Origin of the sequence: Chelativorans sp. J32, assembly GCF_000518985.1 — a bacterium.
Lineage (GTDB): Bacteria > Pseudomonadota > Alphaproteobacteria > Rhizobiales > Rhizobiaceae > Chelativorans.
The window spans coordinates 63,257-74,890 of the sequence record NZ_JAEQ01000008.1 but is presented as its reverse complement, the minus strand read 5'-3'; the positions used below and the strand labels follow the sequence as shown (position 1 = coordinate 74,890).

Genomic DNA, 11,634 nt, shown 5'->3' with positions numbered 1-11,634 from the left:
CTCCTCTTGTCCTCGTTATTCAGCAGGGGCCCTGCATGACAGAGCCCCCAAATGCAGCCCTGATAGGCTGCTGCAAGCACCGCTCGGCTCAGGCTGCCTGCTCTGCTCTTCGATCCAGGCCGACCATCGCGCGGATCGGCTCGAAGACGCTGTCGCGGATGTCCTCACGCGCGAGGGCGAAAGCGACATTGGCTTCGATGAAACCCGACTTGGAACCGCAGTCGAACATGCGGCCTGTGAACGGCCGCGCGTAAAACGGCTGCTCCTTCAGGAGATGCGCCATCGCGTCGGTGATCTGGATCTCATTGCCGGCGCCACGTTCATGACGGCTCAAAAGCTCGAATATCTGCGGCTGGAGGATATAGCGCCCATTGATATAGAAGTTCGACGGGGCCTTTTCGGGTGAAGGCTTTTCAACCATGCCGGTGATCTCGAATCCCGGCACCACCTCGGCTCCACGACCGACGATGCCGTATTTGCTGGTTTCCCGCGGGTGGCACTGCTCCACCGCCAACACATTACCACCTGTCAGGTTATAGAGTTCCATCGCCTCGGCCAGACAACCCTTTTTTCCGAAGGAAACCATATCCGGCAGGAGCACCGCGAAGGGCTCGTCGCCGACAATGTCGCGAGCGCACCAGACGGCATGGCCGAGCCCGAGCGGTGCCTGCTGGCGGGTAAAGCTCACCGACCCCGGAAGCGGCATCATCTCCTCAAGCAGCTTCAGCTCCTTGGTCTTACCCGCCTTTTCCAGGGTTCCGACCAATTCCGGCTGCAGATCGAAGTAATCCTCGATGACGGCCTTGTTGCGGCCGGTGACGAAGATGATGTGCTCGATGCCGGCCTCCAATGCCTCGTCCACTGCATATTGGACGACGGGTTTGTCGACGATCGTAAGCATCTCCTTAGGCAGCGCCTTGGTCGCGGGCAAAAACCGCGTTCCAAGTCCGGCAACGGGAATGACGGCCTTCCTAACTTTCTTCATCTCAAAATCCCTTGAGGCATTAGAACTGAGCAGCCGCCTTTCGAAAGCGGTGCGGCGTAATCCCCCAACCCAACTAATCGCGGTTTTTTCTGCCGCTGTTTCGTTATCCTGGAAAAGCGATACCGGCCCTCAGGTTGCATGCCCCTGCCCCTGACCGGTCTGCTTCATGCCGTACTGGCGAAGTTCATCCGCGCCGAGCAATCCGCTCAGCGCGCCCATATGCATCACCCCTCGAAGGATGTTGCGGTTGCGCCGTGTGGCCCAAGGCGCCGTGAGTGTGGCTGCGACGGTGCAGTAGGCGATCTTTGCACCCGCCAATGCGAGTTGTCCTGCAACACCGATTCCGGATTTGCGACTTGCCACCAACCGTCCGTGGGTCTGGCCGACACGATAGCGCCGGCGCACGAGCCATCTGAAGGTGGCGCGGTTCGGAGGCACGACTTCTTCAGTCCAGGCATCGGGCGCGTAAACGATTCTGCCGCCCGCCCGGTAGACCTCGTCGAAGAAGGCGGTGTCCTCCCCGCCCGTCTGCCCGCGGTCAAGGCTGAAGCGCCGGCCGCAGATCGCCTTAGCATCCATGCGCATCAGGACGTTGCAGGTATATCCGGTTCGGATTTCTCCGCCCGCCAAGACCGGGAAGGTTGAATGGAAGTCGCCGTGGCGCATCCACACCGGTGCGTCCTCCCCATAACCAGCGCGTACCGGGCCGAGCACCACGTCGGCACGGCTTCCTTCTGCTGCCTTGACGAGACGCACCAGCCACTCCTTCGTGGCCGTCTCGTCATCGTCTATGAAGGCGACGAAGCGGGCACGGCTTGCGTCGAGGCAGGCGTTGCGTGCAAGCGAGATGTTGCGGGCGGGCGCGTGGATGTAGTGAACGGGTATCTGCAACTCGTCCATCATCGCGATCACGAGGTCCCGCGCGCTGGGCTCGTCGTCGTTATCGGCAATTATGACGCCAACCTTATACGCCTGAGGCGGTTCCAAAACCGCCAGAGAACGAAGGGTCGCCGCAAGCTCAGGCCGTCTGAAGGTGCAGATGCAGATGTCGATCGTCCGAGGCAGAACTGTACTTTCCATCATGTCGCCTCCCCGCTCAGTCCGGACGAAAGGAGCTGCTGCCAGAAGCCCAAAGACCAGGCGAAATGCATGACCATGGCGGAAGGCCCGGCCAGAAGGAGGTTCAGGTCCCGTCCTCTGATCGCGAGCAACGCGCCGTAGACGAGGCAGGTGGCAGCCCAAAGCAGAAACGGAAGCGCTGCCGCCCAGTGCAGGAATGAAAGAGTGGCCAAGATCGCAAAGGGCAGAATCATGAGCGGCGCCATCTGCCTCACTTTCGGGACGACCCGATGCTTGAGGATGTTGCGCGCCCTGCCCCGGCCATAGCCCAAATATTGCAGATAAAGCCCCTTGAAGGTCGAACGCGGGTAATAGGTCATCTGCGTCCTGGCGGTGAGCCAGATGCGAAACCCGGCCTGCCGAAGCCTGTGATCGAGCTCTGCATCCTCATTGTGGCTGAAGCTTTCGTCATAGCCTCCTACCGCCTCGAAGGCGCTGATCCGCATGAGGGCATGATGGCCGTGGTCGATCCACTCGCCGGCGGCCTGATGACGGTGCTTTGAACCCCCGGTACCCAACTTGGAATTCTGCGCTGCCGCGGCCGCCCGCTGAACGAGCCCCGAGCCGGTGGTTTCCATCGAGACGACCACGGAATCCGCTCCGGTCGCCAATGCTTCTTCCAGAAGCCTGTCGCAATAATCCTCGGGATACCCGCCATGGGCATCGATCCGGATCAGATATTCGACCCCCTCTCCCAACAGCTCGATTGCGAGGTTTACGGCTGCACTCTGGATGCGCTTCTTGTTCTCCAGCAGGATAAGCGCAGGATATTCCTTCGCGAGTTCGGACACGATCTGCTGGGTGCCGTCTGAGCTTCCGCCATCCACGACGACGATCCTGGCATCGAGTCGGCGGGCCGAGGGTTCCAGCAGGTCCAGAAGACTGCCGATATGGGCAGCCTCGTTGAGACAGGGAATGACGATCAGGCAGGAAGGAGGCCAGTGATCCGCCATCCGGCCGGCATCTCCATCGGTCATGCTTGAGCAAATCCCTTGACGATGACGGGTTGCGTTTCGGCGACAAGCCGCCGGAGCTGGCTTACAAGGTCGACACAATCCTGGCGGTCACAGGTCCATGTCTTGCGGTCGAGCTCCAACACCCGGCCGCGAAGTTCCCGGTAGCGCTCGGGACTCATGCCGCCGACGACCCGTTCCAAGGCATCAGCCGTAGGTTCGGGCAAGATAATGCCGATCCCGCGCTCCTCCAGAAAACGCGCCGTTTCCGTATCACGCATTGCGATCGGTACTGCACCGAAGCGGCAGCCTTCATAAAGGCGGTTGGGCAGGAGCCATTTCGAGTTCTGCCCCTCCTCGAAGAAGTCGATGACCCATGAAAAATGGATCTTTCCGTAGATGGCAGCCAGGTCCTCGGGGTTGCGATACGGACCCTCGAAGGAAAGATACGGCTCGGATGCGACCGCTCCGCTGAAGTCTTCGAATTCGCGAAGGGCGGGTTTCCCCCTCAGCGTTATCAGGAACCGGCCTTGGGAACGGCGGGAAAACTCCGACAGGATCGCAAGTGAGCGTCTGCACCGCAGCGCGCCGAACCAACCGATTTTCCAAGGTGGCGACTGCTCTTGGGCCGGCCTCTCCACACCCTCGGTCGAGACCAACTCCAAGTGCTTGTTTTCGATGAGCTTTACGGGCGCACTCACTTGGCCGCGCGGCGCGAAGTAATTGTGTACAAAGGCAGGCGAGCTGGTTATGAGGAGCCCCGCATTCCGCGCGAGATAACGTTCAAGGAAGCGCAGCGCATGGCCGAACGGATCCCGCCGCAAAAGCAAGCGATGGATGTCGAGGCTCTCATAGACTAATGGCAGGTCATTGGCCCCGAAAACCCGCTTAGCCCGCGAAGCAAGCACCAGCATTTCCAGGTTCCGCGCAATGATCAAATCCGGCTTGGAAACGCTCTTCAGAGCAGATCGAAGCGCCATGGTCGCATTCAGAATCGCAAATGCCCGCTGCGTAAACCGGCCATCATGACTGATGCCAAGATCGATAGGGCGGATGCCTTCGATATCGGCAGGCGGCTCCTCAGTCCTGCGGAAGCCCGCAAGCGTGATAGTCGCGCCACCCGCCTTCAACATCATGACTCGGCGACGAACGGCCGGGTCCGTTAGATTGAAGACGAGATAAAGCACATGCAGCATCTGGCACCCACGACTACCCGCAACTGGAAACAGTATAGCAGCTAATGCTGCACTGCAATATGGAATTCAATTTACGAATAAATTCGGCCAAATTGTGCCGCGCTGCACAATCTTTGCCGTAAAGCTTTCCTACGCAATCAGTAAAATTATGAAGACGGCATGTGACGAAGATTTGACAAAACTATGCAATCACCTCTTCATTTATGCTGAAATGTTCCGTTATTGCCGTTAAGACCTTAGAAGCCTAATCCAGAAGCGCCTGTGCACGTGCACGGAGATCTTCCACCACCCCGATCTGACGCGAAAGCGCCGCGAGACGGCGCTCGTAATTGAGCATATCGTCGGTCATTGCGTCGAGCCGGTGAGAGGAACCTGCGGAGACTTCCTCATTTTCCATGGCATCCGCGAGGAAACCCGCATTCGTCGACGCCTCCCGGTAGCGCCGCTCCAGACCGCTCCTCTCCGCCGCTATCTGGTCGGCCATTTCCCCGAGGAACGCACTCAGCCGCGCAAGTCTCTCACGATCCGTATCACGGTCCCGCTCAGGGCTGCGCGTCTTGAAGCCGAAAAGCGATGCCAATGTCTTCTCCGTTCGCTGCAATCTTGATGCGCCAACAGCATAAAGGTAGCCCGCCGAGCAAGATACTCACGCCGGCGAATAAGTTTATAGAAACAAATTGTGTCCTGAAAAAAAGCGATAGCCCCGGGCGCGAGGAAAATATGTTTTCATTGCGAAATACGAATGTGACCTAGGGCGAGGTTGATACCCGAGTCTACACTCTCTGAGAAATCCCTAAGTTTCTACGAGGTCAGCGCGACAGAGGGCGCTGCAAGGGAAGATCAGCTTTCCCCTTCGCACCAGATGCGACGGGTTCGACGGCTTTTCCCCTCGATTTCGCCCGGGAGTGCATCGCCACCTTCCCAAGCACGTAAATGAAATAGCCAACCTGCAAGACAATAGCGCAAATAATTGCGCGCAAGATAATCATGCCGAATGAAGCGGTGTCTATGGCCGACCATAGCGCCACCGCGAAGATAACGAAGATCATGCCAATTGCGAATTTTGGCAGAGACATATTGTTATCGGTCCTGCGGCCCATTCCCAGTCGTTAACTGACGAGTTCAGTCAGTACCCTAGCCCGATCGCCGGCCGCATTCCATAAAAATATACCCGCGCAGACTCCACCAGCAAAGTCACATGAGATTGCTCGATTGCGCTGCAACCTCAAAAGAACTGCATTTTCTGCAAAAACCAGGCTCATACCGCCTGGAACCCCAGTAGACAAATCCGCTCTATGACGCGCTATTCGCGACTTTCGCTTAGACTAATCCTTATACTTCAAATATATATCACTAATGTTTCCGAATATTACATCTTTGTGAATAGCATTTCTTCATCTAACTTACCCATACAAGAACCCCATGGAAGCACTCAGTTATATTAGCCGGGTCATATAAGTACCAGGAATATCAATTTTTGTGCAATTCGTGTTTATAAATTGAGCACAAAAATAATTTGAGTTTCCCAAAGAAGTCATATTGCAGCGCAACATAGTCTGCTAACCTAAGCGTAATCTGAGAGGTTGCTGGATGGGGCTTTTCATGCGGGAAATCGCCAAATCTGCGAACTTCGCCGGGACAGAGGTGGATTTTGATCTTTCCACCCCTCTCGGAGGGGTGCTGAAGCGCGGGTTCGACATAACGGGAGCGCTCTGCGCGCTCATTCTTTTCAGTCCTTTGTTGCTTCTCCTCGCCGCTCTGGTGAAATTTTCCGACGGCGGAAGCGTCTTCTACGGGCATGCGAGGATCGGCAGAGGCGGGCGTCGTTTCCGTTGCTTGAAATTCAGGACGATGCGCCAGGATGCCGACGCTGTGCTTCAGGCTTATCTGAGCGAGAATCCCGAAGCACAGGCGGAATGGGAGGCCACGCGCAAGCTCAAGAACGACCCACGCGTCACGCCCGTCGGGGCGGTATTGCGCAAGCTCAGCCTCGATGAGCTGCCACAATTCCTCAATATTCTTGCCGGCGAGATGAGCATTGTGGGTCCGCGGCCGGTCGTCCAGGAAGAGCTGGAACGATATGGGAGTGCCGCAGTCTTCTACCTCAAGTCGCGGCCCGGCTTGACGGGCCTGTGGCAGGTAAGCGGACGAAATGACGTCTCATATGCAACCCGCGTCGCCTTTGACCGGTATTATGTGGAGAATTGGTCGCTGGCGCAGGACATCCGCATCATAGCCAAGACCGTTCCGGCCGTCTGTCTATCGCGCGGAAGCTATTAGAAAGGGGCCGCAGAGTGCGGCTGGGCAGCGGGGGCTGAATCGATGAATCCGGGCTGTGCCCGGGCTCCTGGTACAGAAAAGGACTGCACTTGCTGGAATCCAACCACTTCTGCGTCGGCAGCAAATCCATGCCCATGGCTTTGCGGTTGTACGGCGCGCTTGTCGCCCTCGTCATCGGAACTTTACCGGCCGCCCACGCAGCGGCGGAAGAGTATCGTCTGGGCAGCCAGGACAAGCTGAACATCCGCGTGGTGGAATGGCAGACCGTGGAGGGCGCCTTCCGCGAATGGTCGGCGGTCAGTGGCGTTTATGTGATCAGTGCGTCCGGCAAGCTATCGGTCCCCTTCGTGGGCGAGATCGAAGCGGCGGGGAAGACCACCGCGGAAATTTCGGAGACGGTGGAGACGACACTGCAGCAGAAATTCGGCCTGGCTGACCGTCCGGAGGCGGCGGTGGAATTGGCGGAGTACCGGCCATTCTATATGGCTGGTGACGTCAACTCGCCCGGACAATACCCCTATGTGCCGGACATGACCGTGCTTAAGGCCGTGAGCATTGCCGGCGGGATGCGGCGCGATTCAAGCGGCGGCCGAGCCGAACGCGATCTCATCAGCGCACAGGGCAATGCCGATGCGCTCGCCGACGAACGCATAAGGCTGCTCGTGAAGCGCGCTCGCATCGAGGCGGAACTGCAGGGTCAGGCTGAAATCCAGGTGCCGGACGAGATCGCCTCCGACCCCAAGCTTCCCAGCATCCTTGCGGATGAGAAGGCGATCATGGATGCGCGGCAGAAGCAGCTTACACTCCAACTCCAGGCCCTGGACGATCTCAAGGAACTGCTTCAGCAGGAGATCTCCTCCCTGGAGAAGAAGGTTGCCACGCAGACCCGCCAGGTGGAGCTTGCAAGGAAAGAACTCGAAGGCGTCGGCTCGCTGGCGGATAAGGGCCTTGTGGTCAATACGCGCGTGCTTACCTCGGAGCGCAACATCGCCGATATGGAAAGCAAGCTGCTCGATTTCGAAACGGCGATCCTGACGGCACGCCAGGATATCAGCAAGGCGGAGCAGGACGCCATAAACCTGAAGAACACCGCCGTCTCGGAGCTGGCTGTTGAACGGCAGGAGATCGAGGCCAAGCTGGAGGAGAACCGCATCACGATGCAGACCCAGCGCGGGCTGATGGCGGAAGCTTTGGCACAAGCACCGGCAGCAGCGAGCCGCAGCGGCTTGCCGGAACCGAAGATCACCATTGTGCGCGTCGTGAACGGAAAGGCGACGATGCTGCTTGCCGACGAGAGTTCAACCGTCTGGCCCGGCGATGTGATCAAAGTGGAACAGGAATTGCCCCCTGCCCTCCAGTTCTCCGCCGGCCAATGAAGCGTGATCGGACGCACGGAGAGAATGGATGTCGGCCTTAGGGCTGTCGCACCCGCATGTTGCCGCCAGCGTGGGCCGCAGACGGCTGCAGATCGGTGTCGCCGCGAGCCTGAGCTTCACTGCGCTCGCGGCTTTGATCTTCGATTCCTTTTTCGGCTCGCTTAGCGCGCTTCTGTTCCTCGTTTCAGGATGCCTTTTGCTTGCGATACGGCCTGCTGCAAGCCTGCAGGCTATCCTGCGCTTCTGGTATCTCCTGATCCTGCCCGGGTTCTGCCTGCTCTCGATTCTGTGGTCGCAATTTCCCGGGCTCTCTTTTCGCTATGGACTGCAGTTCACCATCACTGTGGTGATCGCCATTGCCATCGCCACGCGGATTTCGCCGACGACCTTCATACGCTTTCTTTTCAGCATCTATGGCATCGGCATTGTCGGCAGCATCCTCTTCGGCCGGATACGTGACGATATCGGCGCGTGGATCGGGATCTTCGGTAGCAAGAACGCCTTTGCCGCCGTGATCTGTGCATTTACGCTCGCCTCGATCGCCATGCTGTTCGACCGCACGGCGCCCCGCCTGATGCGCTTCGCAGCGCTCGCCGGAATCGCTGCCGCCGGCCCCCTGCTCATCAGCGCCCAATCGACGGGCGCCATTCTCTTCATCCTTCCCGCCGCAGGTCTGGCGCTCGCCATCCTCCTCAGCCGACGCCTTACCCACTGGCAGAAGCTCTTTCTGGGCGGGTTAGTCGCCTGCCTCGGCCTGGCGGGGGTGATCCTGGTGCTGCAATATTCCGATTACCTGCTCCAGAATCTGCTCGATGCCTCGGGCAAGGACGTCACGCTGACTGGACGGACGGAACTCTGGCACTTCGCAGCCCAGTTCATCCGCGAGCATCCATGGCTCGGTCTTGGCTATCGTGCATTCTGGGTACAGGGTTATCCACCCGCCGAATTGCTCTGGGCCGTCTTCGGCATCAACGCACGCGCCGGCTTCAACTTCCACAACACCTATGTGAACAACGCCGTCGAGATCGGCATGATTGGCGTGGGTCTGCAGATTCTGCTTCTCTATGGCGCCCTCGCCAGAGCCTATCTGTGGGCATTTAAGGCACCCGCGCCGGAGACGGCCTTCTTCGCTTCCTTCCTCACCTATGTGGTTTGCAGCAGTTTCATCGAGGTGGCCGTGTTCTTCCAGTTCAGCATTACTTCGATCATCGTGATCTGCGCATTCATCTATACGGTGCGCGCTGGCGCACCGGTGCGGAAGCCGGAGTCGATTCCGGGAGGCACGATGCTTGGAGTCAGTAGCCGGTCGCGGTGACCGGCGTCGTCAGGTGAAGCTCAGCTGGCGCGCACGGACGAAACCGTGCAGCGCCTCCAACGCACGCTCGGTCACCTCTGCGATCTTCTCGTCACGGCTCAGCTGTGGCGCGGCGGTTGCCATCTGCCGCAGGTGCCGAGCCGCGAGATTGACAAGCACCCTGTTTGCGGGCGTCGCCAGCGCGCTTCTGCTGAGCCGCCCGGCGCGGCCGTTCGGATCTCCTCGGCCGCCGGTCAACCCGACATAAAATTCGAGAAGGCTCGAAGGACGGAGATCGTGGAAGCAGACATCCATGGAAAGTGCACCGGACCAGTCCTTCCACTTCGCATGATGGCCCGGATTGATGGGTTTTACCGCCACCCATGGCGTGCGCAAGGCGTCGGCCACGATCGCACCATGCATCGCTTCGGTGATGATCATGCGAGCGCCGCGAATCTGGGAAATGACCTTTTCCACGTCGTCACGCGGATCGATCAGCGGGATGCCGGCGAGGCGGCAAGCCTCCTCCCAAAGCCCCCGGTCCAGGCTCTCATAATGGGGCATGAAGCCGACATCGAAGGTGGGAGCAGCTGCCGGCAGTTGAAGAGCCCGCAAAAGGACCGCCGAATCGCAAATGGCCTTTTCCGGCTCGATGCCCAGAACCCGCGCCGTCTCAGGACCGCGCACGAACACGATGTCCCAGCTCCCGTCATGCACATCCGGCAGGCCGGTGTAGCCCGCATAGCCAGAGCCCATGACATATTTTCGTGCCGACCGGGGAAAGGTGTCCCATAGGATCGAGCCGATGCCGATGAAGAGATCGCGTTCGTCTTCGTCAAGAAAACCGGCGGGCAACAGGTGCTGCCACATATAGGTGTTCAGTTCGTCGCCGAAGTTCGGCACATGGCCACGGAAATAGACGAGCTTCATGAGGCAACAGCACCCCTCTTCAGGATCAGATCTCGCATGCGCAGGAGCTGTCGGCCGACCAGGACCGCAAGCACCGCTCCGTAGATAAGGGCTCCGGTGAGCACCTCTAACGTCAAAGTGACGACCGGATGCGCCTCCGGCATCGCACTCCTGACCGCAAGCACGCTCGCAAACATCACGACCGACGCCACGACCGGCGCGAGGAACTGGCGGGCATAGGAAAGGACGTCGAGCCGCAGGATGCGCAGCGTGAGCGCCACCGATATCGGCCAGGTGATCAAGGTCTTTACGGCCATGGCGACGACCACGACGGTAATGCCGAACCGATAGAGGGCGAGGATCACCACCGCGGAAAGGATTTGCTGGGCGGCCTGGTATGACATCCACCAGCCCACCCTCCCCTGGCTGGTGATCAACGAGGATTGCAGCACGCCGATACAGCTTATCAACCCCAGGGCGCAAAAGGCTTGGAGCGAGGGCACGGCTTCGGCCCAATGGCTGCCGAAAACAAGCGGGACGAGATCGCCTGCCACCGCGGCAAGCCCGACAAAGATGGGAAATGAGAAGGCCGAAGAGGCGAATGTGGCAAAGAGGAAGGCTTCCTTCAGCTTCTCGTGTTCGGTTTGTAGCGAAGACAGCATGGTGAAGGAAACCGTTCTCAGCGCACCTGCGATCAGGTCGTTGAGAAGCTGGTATATGCGGCGCGAAAAGCTGAAAATGCCGAGCGGCGCAGTACCCAGCAGCCAGCCGATCAGCAGTTGATCTGAATTGAGGAGCTGGATCGTGCGGTTGCCCGAGGCGAACACGCCGTAGCGGGCCACCTCACGCAACGAGTTGAGGCTGAAATTCAATCCCGGCTTCCAGGCGACGGAGAGGAACGCGGCGGAGAAGGTGGCGATCGAGCCCGCAACAAAGGAAAGCGCCAGGGCCCAAGCCCCGTACCCCATGAGCAGAAGCGGAACACAGACCGCCGCAGCCACCAGGGAAGCGATGGTTGTGCGCAGGGCGATCTTGTCGAACGACATGGACCGCGCCAGAAGCGAACTGGGAACGATCGCCGCCTGGTCGAAGACAACGCGCAAACCCACCGCCGGAAGAAGCGTCAGCAGGCCTGCTTGCCCGAGGAACTTTGCCAGCAGCGGCGTAAGCAGCAAAAGGCCGCCATAAATCAGAAGCGCGCTGCCGACGCAGAGCCAGAACACCGCATCTACATGCTTCTTGGTGACATCGCGGCGCTGAATCAGCGCCTCGCCAAAGCCCGCCGGAGCGATCGCGGAAGCAAAGAACGAAATGCTGGCGGCGAGCATCACAAGGCCATATTCGGCGGGCGTGAGATACCGTGACGTGACCGTGAAAACGCCGGCCGCCACCACGGCTGGCGCAAAGCTGTTCAGTCCGGCCCACAGCGCGCCGCGCACTGCGGCCTGCGCCCGCCCGGAACGCATATGGCTGAATGCGCCGTCTTCTTGCTGGTGCTTCTCACCTTCGGCGAGCACGCTTT

The 11,634-nt window shown here is 59.3% G+C and carries 11 protein-coding genes; 3 read left to right on the top strand and 8 right to left on the bottom strand.

Annotated features, from left to right (window positions below):
• Window positions 1-88: 88 nt before the first annotated feature.
• From galU to CHEJ32_RS26280, 6 genes are all read right to left on the bottom strand, one after another.
• Window positions 89-985 (bottom strand): UTP--glucose-1-phosphate uridylyltransferase GalU, encoded by an 897-nt coding sequence (gene galU / locus CHEJ32_RS0112615; RefSeq protein ID WP_028034192.1) that lies wholly within the window; start codon window positions 983-985, stop codon window positions 89-91.
• 129 nt (window positions 986-1,114) lie between these two features.
• Window positions 1,115-2,065, bottom strand: a complete 951-nt coding sequence (locus CHEJ32_RS0112610) for a glycosyltransferase family 2 protein (RefSeq protein WP_034658327.1) — start codon at window positions 2,063-2,065, stop codon at window positions 1,115-1,117.
• Complete coding sequence (locus CHEJ32_RS0112605; RefSeq protein WP_305803855.1) at window positions 2,065-3,081, bottom strand: glycosyltransferase family 2 protein; 1,017 nt, start codon at window positions 3,079-3,081, stop codon at window positions 2,065-2,067. Before CHEJ32_RS0112605 ends, CHEJ32_RS0112610 begins: the two co-directional genes overlap by 1 nt.
• A complete protein-coding gene (locus CHEJ32_RS0112600) occupies window positions 3,078-4,253 on the bottom strand; it encodes a glycosyltransferase (RefSeq protein WP_028034189.1) in 1,176 nt (391 codons plus the stop codon). Before CHEJ32_RS0112600 ends, CHEJ32_RS0112605 begins: the two co-directional genes overlap by 4 nt.
• Window positions 4,254-4,497: 244 nt before the next feature.
• Window positions 4,498-4,833, bottom strand: a complete 336-nt coding sequence (locus CHEJ32_RS24670; protein ID WP_051469647.1) for a hypothetical protein — start codon at window positions 4,831-4,833, stop codon at window positions 4,498-4,500.
• A gap of 229 nt (window positions 4,834-5,062) precedes the next feature.
• Window positions 5,063-5,302 carry a hypothetical protein gene (locus CHEJ32_RS26280; protein WP_198023859.1) on the bottom strand — a complete coding sequence of 80 codons (240 nt, stop codon included), beginning with the start codon at window positions 5,300-5,302 and terminating at the stop codon, window positions 5,063-5,065.
• A gap of 553 nt (window positions 5,303-5,855) precedes the next feature.
• On the opposite strand from CHEJ32_RS26280, the gene CHEJ32_RS0112585 reads away from it, so the two are divergent.
• The 3 genes from CHEJ32_RS0112585 to CHEJ32_RS24660 all read left to right on the top strand — a co-directional run bounded on the left by CHEJ32_RS0112585 (window position 5,856) and on the right by CHEJ32_RS24660 (window position 9,224).
• On the top strand, window positions 5,856-6,533 hold the full coding sequence (locus CHEJ32_RS0112585; protein WP_028034188.1) for a sugar transferase: 678 nt from the start codon (window positions 5,856-5,858) through the stop codon (window positions 6,531-6,533).
• 134 nt (window positions 6,534-6,667) lie between these two features.
• Complete coding sequence (locus CHEJ32_RS0112580; protein ID WP_245261084.1) at window positions 6,668-7,909, top strand: polysaccharide biosynthesis/export family protein; 1,242 nt, start codon at window positions 6,668-6,670, stop codon at window positions 7,907-7,909.
• Between the two features lie 28 nt (window positions 7,910-7,937).
• Window positions 7,938-9,224: an O-antigen ligase gene (locus CHEJ32_RS24660; protein ID WP_051469644.1), complete on the top strand. Its 1,287-nt coding sequence runs from the start codon at window positions 7,938-7,940 to the stop codon at window positions 9,222-9,224.
• Between the two features lie 9 nt (window positions 9,225-9,233).
• Here CHEJ32_RS24660 and CHEJ32_RS0112570 read toward each other — a convergent pair whose 3' ends face one another.
• Window positions 9,234-10,133 carry a polysaccharide pyruvyl transferase family protein gene (locus CHEJ32_RS0112570; RefSeq protein ID WP_028034186.1) on the bottom strand — a complete coding sequence of 300 codons (900 nt, stop codon included), beginning with the start codon at window positions 10,131-10,133 and terminating at the stop codon, window positions 9,234-9,236.
• Window positions 10,130-11,629 (bottom strand): lipopolysaccharide biosynthesis protein, encoded by a 1,500-nt coding sequence (locus tag CHEJ32_RS0112565; protein WP_028034185.1) that lies wholly within the window; start codon window positions 11,627-11,629, stop codon window positions 10,130-10,132. The genes CHEJ32_RS0112570 and CHEJ32_RS0112565 overlap by 4 nt, the downstream gene beginning before the upstream one ends.
• Between the last annotated feature and the right edge of the window lie 5 nt (window positions 11,630-11,634).

Coding starts and splice junctions, on each gene's coding strand:
- CHEJ32_RS0112600 (WP_028034189.1), bottom strand. CDS start 4,253: ATGCTGCATGTGCTTTATCTCGTCTTCAATCTAACGGACCCGGCCGTT.
- CHEJ32_RS26280 (WP_198023859.1), bottom strand. CDS start 5,302: ATGATCTTCGTTATCTTCGCGGTGGCGCTATGGTCGGCCATAGACACC.
- galU (WP_028034192.1), bottom strand. CDS start 985: ATGAAGAAAGTTAGGAAGGCCGTCATTCCCGTTGCCGGACTTGGAACG.
- CHEJ32_RS0112570 (WP_028034186.1), bottom strand. CDS start 10,133: ATGAAGCTCGTCTATTTCCGTGGCCATGTGCCGAACTTCGGCGACGAA.
- CHEJ32_RS0112610 (WP_034658327.1), bottom strand. CDS start 2,065: ATGGAAAGTACAGTTCTGCCTCGGACGATCGACATCTGCATCTGCACC.
- CHEJ32_RS0112605 (WP_305803855.1), bottom strand. CDS start 3,081: ATGACCGATGGAGATGCCGGCCGGATGGCGGATCACTGGCCTCCTTCC.
- CHEJ32_RS24660 (WP_051469644.1), top strand. CDS start 7,938: ATGTCGGCCTTAGGGCTGTCGCACCCGCATGTTGCCGCCAGCGTGGGC.
- CHEJ32_RS0112585 (WP_028034188.1), top strand. CDS start 5,856: ATGCGGGAAATCGCCAAATCTGCGAACTTCGCCGGGACAGAGGTGGAT.
- CHEJ32_RS0112580 (WP_245261084.1), top strand. CDS start 6,668: ATGGCTTTGCGGTTGTACGGCGCGCTTGTCGCCCTCGTCATCGGAACT.